The 18,662-nt window shown below is 71.8% G+C and carries 14 protein-coding genes, 1 tRNA gene and 1 pseudogene; 10 read left to right on the forward strand and 6 right to left on the reverse strand.

Going from position 1 to position 18,662, the window contains the following annotated elements:
- Positions 1-55: 55 nt before the first annotated feature.
- From IE305_RS25735 to IE305_RS25745, 3 genes are all read right to left on the reverse strand, one after another.
- Positions 56-949 (reverse strand): coiled-coil domain-containing protein, encoded by an 894-nt coding sequence (locus tag IE305_RS25735; protein WP_308440276.1) that lies wholly within the window; start codon positions 947-949, stop codon positions 56-58.
- 186 nt (positions 950-1,135) lie between these two features.
- Positions 1,136-4,621 (reverse strand): SUKH-4 family immunity protein, encoded by a 3,486-nt coding sequence (locus IE305_RS25740; RefSeq protein ID WP_444546174.1) that lies wholly within the window; start codon positions 4,619-4,621, stop codon positions 1,136-1,138.
- 7 nt (positions 4,622-4,628) lie between these two features.
- Complete coding sequence (locus IE305_RS25745) at positions 4,629-5,606, reverse strand: SMI1/KNR4 family protein (protein ID WP_190132138.1); 978 nt, start codon at positions 5,604-5,606, stop codon at positions 4,629-4,631.
- A gap of 405 nt (positions 5,607-6,011) precedes the next feature.
- Between IE305_RS25745 and IE305_RS25750 the strand changes: the two genes are divergently transcribed.
- Together IE305_RS25750 and IE305_RS25755 are read left to right on the forward strand one after the other, a co-directional pair.
- Positions 6,012-6,551: a YwqJ-related putative deaminase gene (locus IE305_RS25750; RefSeq protein ID WP_190132139.1), complete on the forward strand. Its 540-nt coding sequence runs from the start codon at positions 6,012-6,014 to the stop codon at positions 6,549-6,551.
- A 12-nt stretch (positions 6,552-6,563) separates the two neighbouring features.
- A complete protein-coding gene (locus tag IE305_RS25755) occupies positions 6,564-7,058 on the forward strand; it encodes an SUKH-3 domain-containing protein (protein WP_190132140.1) in 495 nt (164 codons plus the stop codon).
- Positions 7,059-7,066: 8 nt separating this feature from the next.
- Here the strand turns inward: IE305_RS25755 and IE305_RS25760 are convergent, their stop codons facing one another.
- Complete coding sequence (locus IE305_RS25760; RefSeq protein WP_190132141.1) at positions 7,067-8,425, reverse strand: sensor histidine kinase; 1,359 nt, start codon at positions 8,423-8,425, stop codon at positions 7,067-7,069.
- Between the two features lie 155 nt (positions 8,426-8,580).
- On the opposite strand from IE305_RS25760, the gene IE305_RS25765 reads away from it, so the two are divergent.
- The 6 genes and pseudogenes from IE305_RS25765 to pth all read left to right on the forward strand — a co-directional run bounded on the left by IE305_RS25765 (position 8,581) and on the right by pth (position 13,169).
- Positions 8,581-9,276 carry a hypothetical protein gene (locus IE305_RS25765; RefSeq protein ID WP_190132142.1) on the forward strand — a complete coding sequence of 232 codons (696 nt, stop codon included), beginning with the start codon at positions 8,581-8,583 and terminating at the stop codon, positions 9,274-9,276.
- Positions 9,277-9,287: 11 nt separating this feature from the next.
- Positions 9,288-9,358 (forward strand) — tRNA-Gln (locus tag IE305_RS25770).
- A 118-nt stretch (positions 9,359-9,476) separates the two neighbouring features.
- Positions 9,477-10,934: a bifunctional UDP-N-acetylglucosamine diphosphorylase/glucosamine-1-phosphate N-acetyltransferase GlmU gene (glmU, locus tag IE305_RS25775; protein ID WP_190132143.1), complete on the forward strand. Its 1,458-nt coding sequence runs from the start codon at positions 9,477-9,479 to the stop codon at positions 10,932-10,934.
- 73 nt (positions 10,935-11,007) lie between these two features.
- Positions 11,008-11,985 (forward strand): ribose-phosphate diphosphokinase, encoded by a 978-nt coding sequence (locus IE305_RS25780; RefSeq protein ID WP_190132144.1) that lies wholly within the window; start codon positions 11,008-11,010, stop codon positions 11,983-11,985.
- A 217-nt stretch (positions 11,986-12,202) separates the two neighbouring features.
- Positions 12,203-12,484, forward strand: a pseudogene (locus tag IE305_RS25785) (50S ribosomal protein L25); the annotation flags it as partial.
- A 94-nt stretch (positions 12,485-12,578) separates the two neighbouring features.
- Positions 12,579-13,169, forward strand: coding sequence for an aminoacyl-tRNA hydrolase (pth, locus tag IE305_RS25790; RefSeq protein ID WP_190132146.1), 591 nt, complete (start codon positions 12,579-12,581; stop codon positions 13,167-13,169).
- A gap of 64 nt (positions 13,170-13,233) precedes the next feature.
- Here pth and ppc read toward each other — a convergent pair whose 3' ends face one another.
- Positions 13,234-15,957: a phosphoenolpyruvate carboxylase gene (ppc, locus tag IE305_RS25795; RefSeq protein WP_190132147.1), complete on the reverse strand. Its 2,724-nt coding sequence runs from the start codon at positions 15,955-15,957 to the stop codon at positions 13,234-13,236.
- A gap of 192 nt (positions 15,958-16,149) precedes the next feature.
- On the opposite strand from ppc, the gene IE305_RS25800 reads away from it, so the two are divergent.
- Together IE305_RS25800 and IE305_RS25805 are read left to right on the forward strand one after the other, a co-directional pair.
- On the forward strand, positions 16,150-17,142 hold the full coding sequence (locus tag IE305_RS25800) for an acyl-CoA desaturase (RefSeq protein ID WP_190132148.1): 993 nt from the start codon (positions 16,150-16,152) through the stop codon (positions 17,140-17,142).
- Positions 17,143-17,155: 13 nt separating this feature from the next.
- Complete coding sequence (locus IE305_RS25805) at positions 17,156-17,836, forward strand: TetR family transcriptional regulator (protein WP_373311747.1); 681 nt, start codon at positions 17,156-17,158, stop codon at positions 17,834-17,836.
- Between the two features lie 18 nt (positions 17,837-17,854).
- Here IE305_RS25805 and IE305_RS25810 read toward each other — a convergent pair whose 3' ends face one another.
- On the reverse strand, positions 17,855-18,652 hold the full coding sequence (locus IE305_RS25810; protein ID WP_190132150.1) for a trans-aconitate 2-methyltransferase: 798 nt from the start codon (positions 18,650-18,652) through the stop codon (positions 17,855-17,857).
- Between the last annotated feature and the right edge of the window lie 10 nt (positions 18,653-18,662).

The following is an 18,662-nucleotide window of genomic DNA, read 5'->3' on the forward strand; positions in this document are numbered from 1 at the left end:
TGTACCGGAGGGGCGTCCCTCCGGTACACCGCCCCGGCAACCGGCCGGCCGGGCCTCAGCCCTCCCCGGTCACCAGGTCCTCGGCCACCGGCTTGCCCGTGAGGGCCGCCAGACTGTGCCGCACATGCGCCATGTGCGACTTGAGCTCCTCGCGCCGCTCCTCGTGCTCCCGCAGCACCCGCTCCGTCTCCCGAGCGATCCGCTCCTCCCGCACCCGGGCCTGCGCGATGACCGCCGCGGCCTGCGCCTCGGCGTCCTCCTGCCCGTGCCGGGCGGCCTCCTCCGTGTCGGCGTACCGCCGCCGCGCGTCACCCAGCGCCGTCCGCGCGTACTCCTCCAGCGCCGCCACCCGGGCGTCCATCGCGGCCTCGCGCTCGGCGATCTCCCGGCCCGCGGCATCCCACCGCTCCGCCTGCTCCTTCTCCTGCTCGGCCAGGATCATGGCGGTGCGCTGCCGCATCTCCTTCAGCTGCGCCAGCGCCTCCTCACGCCGCTCCTTGGCCTCCTGGCGGGCGGTCGTGGCAATCTCGTCGGCCACCGTCTCCGCCGCCAGACGCGCCTGCCGCGCCCACTCCTCCGCCTCGGCACGCACCGCCACCGCGTACTCGTGGGCGGCCTCGCGCACCTCCCGGCCGTACTCCTCGGCCGCCTCCTGCAGCTCGGCCGCCTCCGCCTCGGCACGCTCGCGCAGCCCCGCCGCCTCCAGCTCCGCGGTCGTCACCAGACCCTGGGCACGCGGGCCCAGCGACTCGTACGTCTGCGGCGGCAGCTTCGCCACCACCTGCGCGAGACGCCGGACCTCGTCCTCCATCTCGCGCGCCAGGACAGTCAGCCGCGCCGCCCGCTCCCAGGCGGAGTCGCGCTGGCGGGCGAACTCCGCCATCGCACGGTCCACCTGCTCGGGCCGGTACCCCCGGCCCCGTACGACAGCGAAACCGTCAGGAGACACCGATGAACTCATCCTTGTAGCCCCTTATATCCGGAAATCCGGTATGCGACACGGTCCGGCGTCCATCATTCCCGGACGGACGACGCGCCCGCCGGGGACGCGCCGACCGATGACGGCGCAGGGCGCCCGACCCGCCGTCCACGGATCGAACGCCCTGCCGCACGGACTGCATGCCGCGGCCGGCCGCTAGAAGAGACCGTCCCACATCTGCTCCACCAGCACGGCCCACCAGTTCTCCGGCGAGGCCAGAGCGGCAGGGTCCAGGGCGGCCAACTGGTCCTGAAAATCCACGGTCCAGCGGCCGGCCTGCTCCGGCGTCAGCCCGTAGCGCCAACGCCACATCTTCCCGAGCAGCGCCAAAGAGCGTACGAACTGGGGGAGACTCGTGTTGACGAACTGCGGCACGGCCGGAGCACCGTCCGGGCCCGCCTCCAAGGGGACGGCGACGATGTGCGCCGTGCCGTACTGCACACACAGCTGACGCCCGTAGTCACTGCCCATCACCAGATACGAGCCGGCGTCCGCCGCCGGACGCACACCACGCTCCGCGGCGAGCTCCGCCAGCGTCGGCACCGGGCGGCCCGGCTGGGCCTGCGCCCAGAAGAACGGCCCCAGATCCACCGGCAGCCCCGCCCACACCAGGGTGTGCGCCACGATCTCCGGCACGCCCTGCCGGGACACGGCCCGCTGATCGCAACGGAACACGCCCTGCGGACCGAACGACTCGACGAGCTCCCGGCCGATCACATCCGGCCCCACGGCCGGCGCCGGCCGGACGTGCGCCGGATGCGGCAACGGCACCCGGTTCGGCGCGGGCCGCGCCGGCCCGTCCGCGACCTGATGCAACTCGCCCTGGTGCTCCAGCAGATGCCGCATGCCCTGCTGCCGCGACGGAAGATCCCGCCCATAGGCAGCGGTATGACTGACCCGCACCTGCGGCCAGCTCTCCCGCACCATGCGCGCACAGTACCCACCGGGCAGATCACACGACTCCAGCTCGGTGTGCAACTCCAGCACCTGCTGCGGCGGCACCCCCATGGCCCGCAACTCATGCAGGATCTGCCACTCGGGATGCGGCGTCCCGGGCGCACTCCGCCGAATGATCTGCTGCTCGGACCCATCGGGAGCGCGATACCGCAACACGGCCATGTACCCCGGCCCCACGGTGGGAACACCGGCGGGGGCGGGGGGGTAGCCGTAGGAGGGGGCGGCGGGGGTGCCCGGTACGGCCGGGGCGCCGGGGGCGCCGTGGGCCGGGGCGGGGCCGGGGGTGCCGGGTACGCCCGGGACGCCGGGAGCGCCCGGGGCCGGGCCGGGGGCGCCGGGTGCACCAGGGGCGCCGGGGGTCGGCGCGGCACCGGGGGCGCCGGGGGCGCCGTGGCCCGGTACGGCACCGGGGACGCCGGGGGCGCCCGGGGCCGGCGGGACAGCCGGGCCGCCGGAGTTGCGGGGCGCACCAGGCGCGCCGGGAGCAGCGGGCATGCCAGGTGTACCCGGGCTCGCGAGCATGGTGGCGGCGTGGTGCACACCCCCGCCGGGGGCGCCGGGAGCACCAGGCGCCGACGGGGCCGCGGGCCCGCCCGGGTTACCGGGCGTGCCGGGGGCACCAGGCGCCGGCGGAACCGCCGGGCCGCCGGAGTTGCGGGGCGCGCCGGGGGCGCCCGGGGCCGGCGGAACCGCGGGGCCACCCGGGGCACCGGGCATGCCGGGCGTTCCGGGAGCCGCGAGCATGGTGGCGGCATGATGCACGCCCCCGCCAGGGGTGCCTGGGGCACCAGGCGCCGACGGGGCCGCGGGCGCCCCCGGGGCACCGGCACCGGGAGCACCCGGTATGCCGGGCCCACCGGCGGCGTCGGGGTGCGCCAGCATGGTCGCCGCGTACGCGGCCGACCCGCCGGGGGCCCCGGGCGCACCGGGGCCGGTCGGCGTGGCCGCCGCGTCGGGGGCGTCGATCGCCGGGGCGATCGTCGTGCGCGGCAGCGCGCTGCCCTGGGGCATGAGTTCCGTCTTGGCGTCGGGGCGGACGCCCGGACGCGGCGTGTCCTCGTCGTCCGCGCCGGACAGCGCAGGCGCCAGCACGGTCGCCGGCAGGCCGACGGAGCGGTCGTCCTCCTCTGTGACGTCGGCCCCGGGCCAGGGCTCGGAGCCGTCGCTCTCGGCCGAGGAACCGGCCGCGGCCCACGACTCCGCCACGACGGGCGGCTCCGCCGCCGCGGTCCCGGCCGCGGGCCAGGAGGGGTCCACCCCCTCCGGGTCACGGCCGTCACCACCACGGACACCCCGCGCCGCAGCACTGTCACCGGTGCCCCGCGCCTCGGCACCGAGCACCGAGGTAGCGCTCTCCGCGCTCGGCACCCCGGCGCCGTCCGCCAGACCGGCGCCCCGCGCCGCAGTGCCCTCCGCACCGGCACCCGGCACCGCAGCATCATCGGCAGGGCCGTCACCCGGCGCTGCGAGACCCTGGCCGTGGGGGCCGGTGCCCCGCACCCCAGCACCGTCGCCCTCAGCCCCGGCGCCGTCCACCCGGTCGGCGCCTTGCGCCGCAGCGGTCTCCGCACCGGCACCCGCGCCCGGCGCCACAGCTCCGTCACGCACAGCGTCGCCCGGCACCGGAGAGCCCGCGCCCAGCGACGCAGCATCATCGGCGCGGCCATCACCCGGAACCGCAGCACCCTGGCCCTGGAGACCGGCACCCGGCACGGCAGAACCGTCACCCGCGTCCGGCACCGCAACGCCCTCCGCACCGGCACCGGCGCCCGGCACCGCAGCGCCGTCACTCACACCGTCACGCGACTCGTCGCCCGGCGCCACAGCACCCGACAACGCGCCGTCCGACGTACCCGCACCCAACGCCGCAGCACCGGCACTGGGCACCGCAGCGCCGTCGTTCACACCGTCGCCCGGCGCCACAGCACCCAGCACCGCCGCGTCGTCCGACGTACCGGCACCCGGCACGGCAGAACCGTCACCCGCACCCGCACGCGGCGGCACCGCAGCGTCCCGCACCGACGCACCCGCACCGGGCACAGACGCATCCACACCCGGCACCGCAGCGCCCTCGCCCGGAGCCAGCGCACCGTCCGGAGTCACCGCACCGCCCGACGCACCCGCACCCAGCGCAGACGCATCCGCACCCAGCACCGCACCGCCCGGCGCGTCCGCACCCAACACCGCAGCGCCCGGCACCGGCGCAGACGCATCCACACCCGGCACCGCAGCATCCGGCACCGACGCAGCCGCAGACGCACCCGCACCGGAAGTCGCCGGCGCCCCCGACCCCTCCTTGCGCTGGTCCGGGATGCCCATCGCGTCCGCCGCGTCCTGCAGCCACTGCGGCGGCGTCAGCAGGAACGACGTCGCCTCCAAGTCCAGGCGGCGGCGCGGCGGCGCCTTCTCGGCCGGGGGTTCCTCCACCACGCCGTACTCCTCCTCGTAGCGGCGGATCACCTCACCCACCGGCAGCGCCGGCCACAGCGTCGTCTCCCCGCTGTCCCGCGCAATGACCAGCCGCTGATCGCCGCCGTCGCTCCTCGGACCGTCCTCCCGGTCCTCGGCCCACGCCACAAAACCCAGGTCGAACTCCCTGACCCGGACCTCACGCTGCAGATACGCCGGCACATCGCCGTTCACCCAGCGCTCCGCACGCTCCTGCGCCTGCGCGAACGTCACCATCCCGCGCTCACCCCTCCACCGGGACGGCGTACGCGAAACCACCGTCGACCATCAGCTTCGCCACCGTCTCCAGCTCCGGCGGACCACCCGCCAGCCGCGACAGGAACACGTCGAAGTCCTCACCACACGGCAGCAGCAACCGGCCCACGCGCTCCTCCAGCGCCATACCGTCCCGGTCCCGCGCATCGTCGTACGCGCAGAACCAGACCGAGCCGATCCCCTCGCCCTTCACCTTCACCGCCAGCACACCGCCCTGGACGAACGCCACGCCCAGATAGTCCTTGGTGAAGTGGTCCCGCAGACACTTGTTGATGTAGACGAGATCATTGACCGCCGCCTCCTCACGCACCGTGAAGAACGGCTGGTCCACCAGCAGACCCAGCTCCGCATCCAGCGCCACCGCCACCGGCGCGCACCCGCCCGCCGCCTTCAGGAACGAACGGTACGCACCCGGCAGCCGGTATCCCAGATCCTCCTCGACCCCCTGGATCTGCTCCTCCGTCACCGCCACATCCCGCTGCGGCAACGCAAAATGCACCGGCCGCGTCTCCTGCAACGGCCGCGTCCCCCGCTTCTCCTGGTCCACCGCCGCCGTCGCCAGCCCACCGTGGTGCCGCAGCAACGCCTTGACCTCCACCGGCACCAGCTCCAGCCGGCGCGTCCCCGCCACGTGGTGCCACGTCCAGCCGTGCGGCGTCGCCACCGGCGACAGACTCGCCCACAGCTCGTGCCCCTCCGCGTGCAACGCCGCGTTCGCCGACACGTAGTCCGTCAGCCGCAGCTCGTCCACGCCGAAACCCTCCGGCGGCTCCGCGATCTCCGCGGCCGCCCGGGCATACGGCGAGAAGTCCGGAAAACCGTCCGCGTCCACCCGCACCCCCTTGGGATAACGGCTGCGCCGAACCGGGTCCGGGAAGTGCACGACCTGCCCGGCATAGGCCGCGTTCGGTGGCGCGGCCTGCTGCCCGAGCCGACCTGTCGTCATGGCGGAAGCCCCCTGCTGACTGTGTCCCTGCGGGACCTGACGTGACCCGTGGCGGCCCGGACATGCGGCGGACGCCGGGCTCGCTCTCGTGACCGACAGCCTATGCGCTGCCACCCGCCACCGGCCCGCCCCCGCCCCCGGCCTTCCCCCCATCCCCGACCCCGACCCCACTCAGGGGCGCCCGCCCCGCGCACACCCCACCCGCGACACGCGCCCCTCACGCCCCGTCACCACACCCGCCGCCACACCCCCAGCTCACGCCCCGATCCGCCACCACACACGACCTCATAGTGATCAAACGTCACAACAACCCCACGCAACACCGACCTGCCTTCCACACCCGCCGCCCCATTTGGCAGGCTGGCACCCGCAACAGGGGGATTGCACGGGAGGGAAGACACCGCATTGCACACCACACAGGAACGGAACGCCGGCCACACCACCACCCCCGGCGACCCCCGCCTCACCTGGAGCAGCACCGAGGACACCGACCGCCCACCCGCCCTGCTCCACCGCCGCGACGGCATCCTGCCCGCCGTCGCCGCCGCCCTCTCCGTCCGCGGCACCACCTTCACCTGCACCGCCACCAAAACCGACCAACCACCCCGCCTCCACCCCCTCGTCCAGGACTTCCTCGACACCCTCACCATCGAACGCCGCGAACGCTTCACCGGCCGCTGCCCCGAAGCCGTCCTCCTCACCCGCTACCTCACCGGACACGAAGCCGCCCGCAGCAAACGCGCCAGCCGCAAACCCCTCACCCACGGCGAAGCCCGCCGCGCCCTCAAACAAGCCAAAATCACCGCCCGCCACATCCGCGAGGACGGCGACCCCCGCCACGGCACCTACGCACCCCCCTGCCGCACCTGCACCGCACTCCTCACCCACTTCGGCGTCCGCCCCGTCGACCCCGCCACCCCCACCCCCACCCCCGGCAGGAACTGACCCCCACACGCCATGCACGCCTTCGACCGCACCGCAGCCACCCGCTTCCCCGTCGCCGTCGACGCCGCCCTCCGCGAAGCCGGCTGGCAACCCGGCCGCTGGGACATCAAAGCCGCAGAAAACTGGGCCGACACCCTCCGCGCCCACACCTCACCCGGCGGCCACCGCCACACCGTCTTCCCCGCCGCCGTCGAAGCCTGGGCCGAATTCGGCGGCCTCCACATCACCCCACCCGGACCCGGCCGCCACATCGCCCCCACCCCCTTCCACATCGACCCCCTCCACGGCCTCCACCTCGCCCGCACCGTCGCCGACCTCGGCCGCGCCCTCGGCACCGACGTCTGCCCCCTCGGCCAGGAACTCGACGGCCAAGCCCTCCTCACCATCGACGCCCACGGCCGCGTCTACAGCCTCGACCACACCGGCGACTGGTACCTCGGCTCCCACATCGACCACGCCATCCGCACCCTCGTCACCGGCACCAGGCCCTCCCGCCTCACCGCCTGACCCACCCGTCAGACGACCGACGCACCCTTCGCCGGTATCACCGCCGACACCCGGAAACCCCCCGCCTCCGTCGGCCCCGACACAAACACCCCACCCAGCGCCACCACACGCTCCCTCATCCCCACCAGGCCATTCCCCCCACTCGGCAACCGCGGACCACCCTCCGCACCCGCCTCCGCCGGCCCGTTCTCCACCTGCAACGCCACCTCGGCGTCCCGATGCGCCAACCGCACCACCGCACGCGCCCCCGGCGCATGCTTGTGCACATTCGTCAACGCCTCCTGCACCACCCGGTACGCCGTCTGCTCCACCCCCGGCCCATACGCGCGCACCTCCCCCAGCACCGACAGCTCCACGGCCATCCCCGCCGCCCGCGACTGCCCCACCAGATCCGCCAGCCCCTCCAGACACGGGCCACCGTCCCCCGCACCCACCACATCCGCCGCCACCCGCACCCGCGCCGACGCCGCAGCCGCCACCGCCGCCAACCGCTCCGGCTCCCCCGCACCCGAACCCGAACCGGCACCGGCACCGGCCTCCGACGACCGCAACACCCCCAACATCTCCCGCAACTCCGTCAGAGCCTGCCGGCCCATATCCCCCACCAACGCCGCATTCCGCGACGCCTTCTCCGGATCCTTCAACGCCGTCGCCTGCAACGCCGCCGCATGCACCACCATCAACGACACCCGGTGCGCCACCACGTCGTGCATCTCCCGGGCGATCCGCGTCCGCTCCTCGTTACGAGCCCACTCCGCCCGCTCCTCCGCCCGCTCCGCCAGCAACGACAGCTCACGCTCCAAGCCGTCCGCCCGCTCCCGCAGACTCTCCACCAACCGACGCCGCGCCCCCACGTACAACCCCAGCAACACCGGCGGCGCCGTCAACCCCAGCGTCACCACCCCGGCGAACATCACCAACGCCCACACACCCGGCCGGTAACCATCCGCCGCCACGTCCTGCTGCAACCGCGCCAAAGCCACCACCAGCGTCCCCACCAGCGACAACCCCGACAACAACGCGATCACCCGACGCGGCACGTCCGACGCCGCCAACGTGTACAGCGACACGACCCCCAGCAACGCACCCATCTCCGCCGGCGTCGACCCGATCGACACCAGCACCACCGCCACCGGCCACCGCCGCCGCACCAACAGCGACGCCCCCACCAGCACACCCAGCAGCACACCCAGCCCCGCCGGAATCCCCGTCTCCGACGCGAACGGCAAACCCTCCAGCCCGCACTCCACGGCCGACACCGCCGCCAGCACGACATCCAGCACCATCGCGCGCCGCCGCGCCCACCACCACGGCCCCGCCACCGCGCTCCGCGCCGTGACGTCCGCCATTGCCCCCGTTGTGGTCATAACACCCAGACTACGGGCGCCCGCCACCCGATTTCCCGTCCGGACAGCAGCACGGAGCGTACGCGAGTGCGTACGGAATGGAGGCATTTCGCTCGAACTAGTGAATCGATCAGGTATGCGCCATTCCACCTGACGTACGAGGCGAAGCTGCCGCCATGGTTCAAGCCAAACCGGAAATGCGGGACCGGGCGCGCGAACTGCGCCGGGCCGGGAAGACGTACGACGAGATCGTGGCCGAGCTGGGAGTGGCGAAGAGCTCGGTGTCGCTGTGGGTGCGGGATCTGCCGAAGCCACGCAAGACGGTGAAGCAGATGCGGGAGATGTCGGAGGCGCGCTGGGCGCCGTACCGGGAGGCGCGCGACGCCAAGCGGGAGGAGGTCAAGCGGGCGGCGACGGCCGAGATCGGAGCAATGACGGACCGGGACCTCTTCATCGCCGGCGTGGCCCTTTACTGGGCCGAGGGGACGAAGAGCAAGCCGCACAGGCCGAGCGAACGCGCCACCTTCATCAACAGCGACCCCGATGTGATCTACCTGTACTTGAGGTGGCTCGCCCTGCTGGGCGTGAAGCCAGAGCGGCTGCGGTTCCACGTGATGGTCCACGAGAACGCGAATGTGGCGGCCGTCGAGCAGTTCTGGGCCGACCTGGTCGGTGTCGACATCACCGGCCTGGGCAAGACGACACTCAAGAAGCACAACCCCAAGACGGTGCGCAAAAACGTCGGCGAGCACTATCGCGGCTGCCTCATCGTGCGCGTTCTGGACAGCGCCGACCTGTACCGTCGCATCGAAGGCTGGTGGTACGGCATAGTGTCTTCTGCGCGCGCAACCGATCACCATAATCGGACATAACGCGCAAGCCATCCCGGGTCGTCTAAAGGCAGGACAAACGGTTTTGGTCCGTTGAATGAGGGTTCGATTCCTTCCCCGGGAGCCCAAAGTTCGATTTCACAGGGTCCTGACCTCCCAGGTCAGGACCCGCGCTCGTTACCCCCCGCTCACCCCCCGGTATCCTGCGGGTGTCCACCCCCTCGAAGCCGAAGGGCACACCCGTGAGCGCCAACCGCCCGGCAGCCGTCGTCGTCCTCGCAGCGGGTGAGGGCACCCGCATGAAGTCGGCGACCCCCAAGGTCCTGCACGAGATCTGCGGCCGGTCCCTCGTCGGGCACGTCGTCGCCGCCGCCCGTGAGCTGGACCCCGAGCACCTCGTCGTCATCGTCGGCCACGCCCGTGAGCAGGTCTCCGCGCACCTCGCCGAGATCGACCCCGGGGTCCGTACCGCCGTGCAGTACGAGCAGAACGGCACCGGGCACGCCGTGCGCATGGGTCTGGAGGAGCTGGCGCAGGGTGGGATCACCCTCGACGGGACCGTGATCGTCGTCTGTGGTGACACCCCGCTGCTGACGGGCGCGACGCTGGCGCACCTGGCCGGTACGCACGCCGCCGACGGGAATGCCGTGACCGTGCTGACCGCCGAGGTGCCGGACGCCACCGGCTACGGCCGGATCGTGCGGGACGAGGCGACCGGGGCCGTGACGGCGATCGTGGAGCACAAGGACGCGAGCGACGAGCAGCGGGCGATCCGGGAGATCAACTCGGGTGTGTTCGCGTTCGACGCGCAGCTGCTGGCGGACGCGCTGGGGAAGGTGCGGACGGACAACAGCCAGGGCGAGGAGTACCTCACGGACGTGCTCGGCATTCTGCGGGAGGCGGGGCACCGGGTGGGTGCGGCCGCGGCCGGGGATCACCGGGAGATCCTGGGGATCAACAACCGGGTGCAGCTGGCGGAGGCGCGCCGGCTGCTGAACGGGCGGCTGCTGGAGGCCGCGATGCTGAGTGGTGTGACGGTGGTGGATCCGGCGTCGACGTGGGTGGACGTGTCGGTGACGTTCGGGGCGGATGCTCTGGTGCACCCGGGTACGCAGTTGCTGGGTGCGACGCATGTGGCGGAGCGTGCCGAGGTCGGCCCGAACACGCGCCTGAAGGACACGTCCGTGGGTGCCGGGGCTCGTGTGGACAACACGGTGGCGGATTCCGCGGTGATCGGTGAGGACGCGACGGTGGGTCCGTTCGCGTATCTGCGGCCGGGGACGCGGCTGGGCCGGAAGTCCAAGGCGGGTGCGTACGTGGAGATGAAGAACGCCGAGGTCGGCGAGGGGACGAAGGTCCCGCACCTGTCGTACGTGGGTGACGCGACGATCGGTGACCACACCAACATCGGTGCGGCGAGCGTGTTCGTGAACTACGACGGCGTGAACAAGCACCACACCACGATCGGCTCGCACTGCCGTACGGGCTCGGACAATATGTTTGTGGCTCCTGTCACGATCGGGGACGGCGCGTACACCGCGGCCGGCTCGGTCATCACCAAGGATGTGCCCCCGGGTTCGCTGGCCGTCGCGCGTGGTCAGCAGCGGAACATCGAGGGTTGGGTGGCGCGCAAGCGCCCGGGTAGTGCGGCCGCGCAGGCCGCTTCCGCCGCTCTTTCCGACACCGAGGGCGAGCAGTGACCGTGACACCGGAACGCCGTGCGGGGCGTACCGTGATAAGCGCACACAAAGCGACATCCAAGGAGACTGTGCTGTGACCGGGATCAAGACGACCGGCGAGAAGAAGCTGATGCTCTTCTCCGGCCGCGCCCACCCCGAGCTTGCCGAGGAGGTCGCGCACCAGCTGGGCGTCGGCCTGGTCCCGACCAAGGCCTTCGACTTCGCGAACGGTGAGATCTACGTCCGTTTCCAGGAGTCGGCGCGTGGCGCGGACTGCTTCCTGATGCAGAGCCACACGGCTCCCATCAACAAGTGGGTCATGGAGCAGCTGATCATGATCGACGCGCTGAAGCGCGCGTCGGCGCGCTCCATCACCGTGATCCTGCCGTTCTACGGTTATGCGCGTCAGGACAAGAAGCACCGTGGTCGTGAGCCGATCTCGGCGCGTCTGATCGCGGATCTGATGAAGACGGCGGGTGCGGACCGCATTCTGACGGTGGACCTGCACACGGACCAGATCCAGGGCTTCTTCGACGGTCCGGTGGACCACCTGTTCGCGCTGCCGATCCTGGCGGACTACGTGGGTGCGAAGGTGGACCGGGACAAGCTGACGGTCGTCTCCCCGGACGCGGGTCGTGTGCGGGTGGCGGACCGTTGGTGCGACCGTCTGGGTGCGCCGCTGGCGATCGTGCACAAGCGTCGTGACAAGGACGTGGCGAACCAGGTGACGGTCCACGAGGTCGTGGGTGACGTCAAGGGCCGGGTGTGTGTGCTGGTCGACGACATGATCGACACGGGTGGCACGATCTGTGCCGCTGCCGATGCGCTGTTCGCGCACGGTGCCGCGGATGTCATCGTGACGGCGACGCACGGTGTGCTGTCGGGTCCGGCTGCGGACCGGCTGAAGAATTCGAAGGTGAGCGAGTTCGTGTTCACGAACACGCTGCCGACGCCGAACGAGCTGGAGCTCGACAAGATCACGGTGCTGTCGATCGCTCCGACGATCGCGCGTGCGGTGCGTGAGGTGTTCGAGGACGGTTCGGTGACCAGCCTCTTCGACGAGCTGGGCTGATCGACTCCTGATCATTCTCTGGTCGATTCCTGATCGACTTCCGATCGGCTTCTGATCGATTTTTGGGCGGCCTCCTTCGCCGGGTAGACTCCTCGAGTTGCTCGGCGAGGGAGGCCGCACTGTTGCGTGCGGCGGTCCGTTATCGACGCGCTCTTCGTAGCAGGCCAGTCGTGGCCGGGTGACCGTCCACTTCAACTGCTCACGAGGAGTGTGCATCATGGCCGAGATCAAGCTCGCCGCCACCATCCGCACCGACTTCGGCAAGGGTGCCGCCCGCCGTGTCCGTCGCGAGGACCGCGTTCCCGGTGTCGTCTACGGCTCCGGTTCCGAGCCGGTTCACGTCACCCTGCCGGGTCACGACCTGATGATGGCGCTGAAGAACCCGGGTGTCGTCCTGTCCCTGGACATCGAGGGCCGCACCGAGGTCGTCGTTCCGAAGCAGGTCCAGCGTGACGCGCTGAAGGGCTTCCTGGAGCACGTCGACCTGCTGGTCGTCAAGGGCTGACCGAGGCCCTTTCGGGTTTTCGCTCCGACCGCCGTCCCGCTCCTTGTCCGGAGCGGGGCGGCGGTTGGCGTATGAAGGAGACATGCAGATGACGGACGACAGCAGTCCCTGGCTGGTCGTGGGCCTGGGCAATCCGGGTGCCGAGTACGCGGGCAACCGCCACAACGTGGGGTTCATGGTCGCGGACCTGCTGGCGGAGCGCATGGGCGGGAGGTTCAAGGCGCACAAGGCGCGGGCCCAGGTGGTGGAGGGCCGGCTGGGTGCGCCGGGGGTGTCGTCGCGCCGGGTGGTGGTGGCGAAGCCGATGTCGTTCATGAATCTGTCGGGTGGTCCGACGGTGGCGTTGCGGGACTTCTACAAGGTGCCGGTGGAGCGGATCGTGGTGGTCCACGACGAGCTGGACATCGATTACGGCACGTTGCGGCTGAAGCTGGGCGGGGGCGACAACGGGCACAACGGTCTGAAGTCGATCACGAAGGCGATGGGGCCGGCGTACCACCGGGTGCGGTTCGGGATCGGGCGGCCGCCGGGGCGGATGCAGGTGGCGGACTTCGTGCTGAAGGATTTCTCGTCCACGGAGCGCAAGGAGCTGGACTACCAGGTGGACCGTGCGGCGGACGCGGTGGAGGCGCTGGTGCTGGAGGGTCTGGAGCGGGCCCAGAGCACGTACAACTCCTGAGCGTGGACACAGACAGGCGGGGCGCCCCCTTCGGGGCGCCCCGCCTGTCTGTGTCCGTCCGTCCTCAGCCCGTGTTGCGGAGGCCCGCCGCCACTCCGTTGACCGTGAGGAGCAGGGCGCGGGCGAGCAGGGGGTCGGGGTCCTCGCCGTGGGCGGCGGCCTGGCGCTGCCGGTGGAGGAGGGAGACCTGGAGGTAGGAGATGGGGTCGAGGTAGGCGTCGCGGACGTGGAAGGTCTGCTTGAGGACGGGGTTGGAGTCGAGGAGTTCGTCTTCTCCGGTGATGCGGAGGACTTCCTTGACGGTGAGCTCGTGTTCGGCGCGGATGGTGTCGAAGACGTGGCGGAGTTCGTCGGGGACGAGGGTGTCGACGTAGTGGCCGGCGACGCGGAGGTCGGTCTTGGCCAGGGTCATTTCGACGTTGGAGAGGAAGTTGCGGAAGAAGTGCCAGTGCTCGTGCATTTCGTCGAGCACGGTGTCGAGGCCGGCTTCGCGGGCCGCCTTCAGTCCCGATCCGACGCCGTACCAGCCGGGGACGATCTGGCGGGACTGGGTCCAGCCGAAGACCCAGGGGATGGCGCGGAGGCCGTCGAGGCCGGCGCCGGAGTCGGGGCGGCGGGAGGGGCGGGAGCCGAGGTGGAGTTCGGCGAGCTGGTCGACGGGGGTGGAGGCGAAGAAGTAGGCGGGGAGGTCGGGGTCCTCGACGAGGCGCCGGTAGGCGTGGTGGGCGGCGTCGGAGACGGTGTCCATGGCGGCGTCCCAGCGGGCGAGGGCCTCGTCCGACTGGCGGGGTGCGGTGTGGAGGGCGCTGGCCTGGAGGGTGGCGGCGACGGTGAGTTCGAGGTTTTCGCGGGCGAGGGAGGGGAGGAGGTACTTGTCGGAGATGACCTCGCCCTGTTCGGTGACCTTGATCTCGCCTTCGAGGGTGCCCCAGGGCTGGGCGAGGATGGCGTCGTGGGTGGGGCCGCCGCCGCGGCCGACGGTGCCGCCGCGGCCGTGGAAGAGCCGCAGCCGGACGCCGTAGCGGTGGGCGACGTCGCGGAGGCGGCGCTGGGCGCGGTGGATCTCCCACTGGCTGGTGGTGATGCCGCCGAACTTGGAGGAGTCGGAGTAGCCGAGCATGACCTCCTGGACGTCGCCGCGGAGGGCGACGAGGCGGCGGTAGGAGGGGTCGGCGAGCATGTCGTCGAGGATGCGGTCGGCCTCGCGGAGCTCGTCCGTGGTCTCCAGCAGCGGCACGATGCCGATCTTGGCCCAGCCGGCGTGGAGGTCGACGAGGCCGGCTTCGCGGGCGAGGACGGCGGCGGCGAAGACGTCGTCGGCGCCCTGGCACATGGAGATGATGTAGGACTCGACGACTTCGGGGCCGAAGCGTTCGAGGGCGTCGCGGATGGTGTGGAAGACGCCGAGGGTCTTGGCGCCGGCCGCGTCGAGGGGGGCGGGGCTGGGGGCGAGGGGGCGGCGGGAGCGGAGTTCCTTGGCGAGGAGCTTGCGCCGGTAGTCGCGGGGCATGTCGGCGTAGCGCCAGGATTCCTCGCCGAGGCGGTCGAAGAGCTGGCCGAGGGCGTGGTGGTGGGCGTCGGCGTGTTCGCGGACGTCCATGGTGGCGAGGTGGAGGCCGAAGGCGGCGAGGGTGCGGATGGCGCGTTCGAGGCGGCCGTCGGCGATGAGGCGGCCGCGGTGGGCGCGCAGGGAGTCCTGGAGGATCTGGAGGTCGGCGAGGAGCTCGGCGGTGCCGAGGTAGTCGCGGCCTTCCTGGTGGGGGGTGTCGCGGGCGAGGCGTTCGCGGGTGTTGAGGAGCTTCTGCCGGATGCAGGTGGCCTTGAGGCGGTAGGGCTCTTCGGCGTTGAGGCGCTTGTAGCGGGGGCTGATCTCGGGCAGGAGTTCGAGGTCGCGCTGGAGGGAGGTGAGGAGTTCCTCGGTGGCGCCGCTGTTGCGGATGGAGTTGGAGAGGGCGCCGCGGAGGTCGTCGACGACGGCGAGGGCGTCGGTGATGCCGTGTTCGTGCTGCAGTATCAGGACGTCGCGGGTGACGTGGGGGGTGACGTTGGGGTTGCCGTCGCGGTCGCCGCCGATCCAGGTGCCGAAGGTGAGGGGGCGGGCGGTGGCGGGGAGGGTGAGGCCGACGCGGTCGAGTTCGGCCTGGAGGTCCTCGAGGACGTCGCCGACGGCGCTCGCGTGGAGTTCGTCGAGGTAGTAGATGGCGTTGCGGGCCTCGTCGGTGGGTTCGGGGCGGGCGACGCGCAGTTCGTCGGTCTGCCAGAGCAGGTCGATGTTCTCGGCGAGGCGGAGGTCGGTGCGGCGCTTGTCGCCGGTGCCGGTGGTGGGGGTGTCGAGGAGCTGGGCGATGCGGCGGAGCTTGTTGAGGACGCTGCGGCGGGCGGCCTCGGTGGGGTGTGCGGTGAAGACGGGGCGGACGCCGAGGTGCTCGACGGTCTGCCGGAGGTGGTCGGGGTCGGCGTCCTTGAGCTGGTCGGCCGTGCGGGCGAGGATCGAGCCCTCGGCGGCGCGGCGGGCGCGCAGCTCGCGGCCGCGGTGCACCTGCTCGGTGACGTTGGCCAGGTGGAAGTAGGTGGAGAAGGCGCGGACCAGCTTGGCGGCGGTCTGCGGGTCGGTGCGGCCGAGGAGCGCGGCGGCGGCGTCGCCGTCGGTGCGGGTGAGGGCGCGGACGCGTTCCACGAGGTCGAGGAGTTCTTCACCCTCCTGGCGGACCAGGGTTTCGCCGAGGATGTCACCGAGACGGCGGATGTCGGCGCGCAGGGCGGCGTTGGTGTTGTCGGCACTGCTCACAGGTGCGGCTCCTTGCGGTGTTTCCGTGCATCTGGAGGGGTGGCGGACCGCGCTGTCCGACGGTCACCAGCATAGGTCGCGGGGCGACGCGGTTGCCTGCGGCCTCGTGCCGGGGGGCCGGGCCCTGCCATACTTACGTCGCCGTAGGTTACGGAACCGTAGCCAAGCCCCCGAACCCCCCGAGGGATCTTCATGACTGCAAGCCCCGACGTGCTGGAAGACGCGCCGAAGGCCCAGGAGACCGCGCTGCCCTCCGCCACACTGGGCGGCGAGCAGCGGCGGTCGGTCGAGCAGATCACGCTGTTGCTGTTCATCGTCGTACCGTTCCTGGCCCTGCTGGCGGCGGTGCCGCTGGCGTGGGGTTGGGGGGTGAGCTGGCTGGATCTGGGGCTGATGACGGCGATGTACTACATCGGTTGCCATGGCATCACGATCGGTTACCACCGGTATTTCACCCACGGTGCGTTCAAGGCGCGGCGGCCGTTGCGGATCGCGCTGGCGGTCATGGGGTCGCTGGCGGTGGAGGGCCCGGTGGTGCGGTGGGTGGCGGATCACCGCAAGCACCACAAGTTCTCCGACGCGGAGGGTGACCCGCATTCGCCGTGGCGGTACGGGGAGAGCGTGCCGGCGCTGCTGAAGGGCCTGTGGTGGGCGCATGTGGGGTGGATGTTCGACGAGGAGCAGACGCCGCAGCAGAAGTACGCGCCGGATCTGGTGAAGGACCCGGTGATCCGGGCGATCTCGCGCCAGTTCGTGCTGTGGACGGTGGTGTCGCTGCTGCTGCCGCCGCTGGTGGGGGGCCTGGTGACGTGGTCGTGGCAGGGGGCTGTGACGGCGTTCTTCTGGGGGTCGCTGGTGCGGGTGGCGTTGCTGCACCATGTGACGTGGTCGATCAACTCGATCTGTCACGCGGTGGGCAAGCGGCCGTTCAAGTCGCGGGACCGGTCGGGGAACGTGTGGTGGCTGGCGGTGCTGTCGTGCGGTGAGTCGTGGCACAACCTGCACCACGCGGACCCGACGTCGGCGCGGCACGGGGTGCTGAAGGGCCAGCTGGACTCGAGCGCGCGGCTGATCCGCTGGTTCGAGAAGGCGGGCTGGGCGTACGACGTGCGGTGGCCGGACGCGAACCGGATCGCGTCGCGGCGCCGGTCCCCGGAGAAGGAAGGCGCCGCTCAGGCGGCATGATGGTCGGGTGGCGATCGACAGCAGGACCTCCGGAGACAACGGCCCGACTTCCCCGGCGCCGGCGCGGCGCTCGCGCCCGCGCCGGGTACGGATGACGGGCGCGGAGCGCCGGGAGCAGCTGCTGGACATCGGTCGCGCGTTGTTTGCCGAGCGGGGGTTCGAAGGCACATCGGTGGAGGAGATCGCCGCGAAGGCGGGGGTCTCCAAGCCGGTGGTGTACGAGCACTTCGGCGGCAAGGAGGGGCTGTACGCGGTCGTGGTCGACCGGGAGATGCGGCAGCTCCTCGACATGGTGACGGGCGCGCTGACGGCGGGCCATCCGCGGGAGCTGCTGGAGCAGGCGGCGTTCGCGCTGCTGGACTACATCGAGCAGTACACGGACGGTTTCCGCATCCTGGTGCGGGATTCGCCGGTGGCGCAGTCGACGGGGACGTTCGCGTCGCTGATCAGTGACATCGCGACGCAGGTGGAGGACATCCTGGGCCTGGAGTTCAAGGCCCGGGGCTTCGACCCGAAGCTGGCGCCGCTGTACGCGCAGGCGCTGGTGGGGATGGTGGCGCTGACCGGCCAGTGGTGGCTGGACGTACGCCGCCCGAAGAAGGCCGAGGTGGCGGCGCACCTGGTGAACCTGGCCTGGCACGGCCTGGACGGCCTGGAGCCGAAGCCGCGACTGGTGGGGCACCGGAAGAACTGAGGGTGCGTGTGGTGGCCGTCAGCCCTGGGTGCGGGCCACCACGAACACCCGCCGGAACGGGAACACCGTCCCGTACGGGCGCCTCGGATACGCCTCGCGGAGCAGGGCCCCGTATTCGTCGAGGAAGGCCGTCGTCGCCTCCTCGTCGTCCGCCAGGGCTGTGAGGGCCGGGCGGAGGCCTGTGCCGCGCATCCAGTCGAGGACGGGGTCGTCGCCCTGGAGGACGTGCAGGTAGGTCGTTTCCCAGGCGTCGACCTCGCAGCCCAGTTGTGTCAGCCGTTCGAGGTACTCCTGCGGGGTGAGGCCGTCGAGGGTGCGGTTGCCCACCTCGGCGAGGCGGGTGCGCCAGCGGGGGGTCGTGCACAGGTTGCGCAGGAGGGTGTGGCTGGGGGCGGGGTCGTTGCCGGGGACCTGGAGGGCGAGGGTGCCGCCGGGGGTGAGGCCGGCGAGCCAGGCGGGGAAGGCGTCGGCGTGGCCGGGGACCCATTGCAGGGCGGCGTTGGAGATCAGCAGGTCGTACGTGCCGGGGTGCGGGGTCCAGGTGGTGAGGTCGGCGTGGCGGAAGGCCAGGCGGGGGCCGGCGTGGGCGGCGGCGCGTTCGAGCATGGCCGGGGAGTTGTCGAGGCCCGTGACGTGGGCGTCGGGCCAGCGGCGGGCGAGGAGGGCGGTGGCGTTGCCGGCGCCGCAGCCGAGGTCGGCGATGCGGGGTGCGGGGCGGGCCGGGTCGGGGACGCGGGCGAGGAGGTCGTGGAAGGGGCGGGTGCGGTGGTCGGCGTGCCGGAGGTACTGGGCCGGGTCCCAGGCGGGCTGCGACATGCCGCCAGCA

The organism is Streptomyces mashuensis (genome assembly GCF_014654785.1).
Taxonomy (GTDB): domain Bacteria; phylum Actinomycetota; class Actinomycetes; order Streptomycetales; family Streptomycetaceae; genus Streptomyces; species Streptomyces mashuensis.

Excerpts from the sequence above, each read along its gene's own strand:
- IE305_RS25740 (WP_444546174.1), bottom strand. The coding sequence starts at position 4,621 with ATGGTGACGTTCGCGCAGGCGCAGGAGCGTGCGGAGCGCTGGGTGAAC.
- IE305_RS25745 (WP_190132138.1), bottom strand. The coding sequence starts at position 5,606 with ATGACGACAGGTCGGCTCGGGCAGCAGGCCGCGCCACCGAACGCGGCC.
- IE305_RS25755 (WP_190132140.1), top strand. The coding sequence starts at position 6,564 with ATGCACGCCTTCGACCGCACCGCAGCCACCCGCTTCCCCGTCGCCGTC.
- IE305_RS25760 (WP_190132141.1), bottom strand. The coding sequence starts at position 8,425 with ATGACCACAACGGGGGCAATGGCGGACGTCACGGCGCGGAGCGCGGTG.
- IE305_RS25765 (WP_190132142.1), top strand. The coding sequence starts at position 8,581 with ATGGTTCAAGCCAAACCGGAAATGCGGGACCGGGCGCGCGAACTGCGC.
- pth (WP_190132146.1), top strand. The coding sequence starts at position 12,579 with ATGACGGACGACAGCAGTCCCTGGCTGGTCGTGGGCCTGGGCAATCCG.
- IE305_RS25800 (WP_190132148.1), top strand. The coding sequence starts at position 16,150 with ATGACTGCAAGCCCCGACGTGCTGGAAGACGCGCCGAAGGCCCAGGAG.
- IE305_RS25810 (WP_190132150.1), bottom strand. The coding sequence starts at position 18,652 with ATGTCGCAGCCCGCCTGGGACCCGGCCCAGTACCTCCGGCACGCCGAC.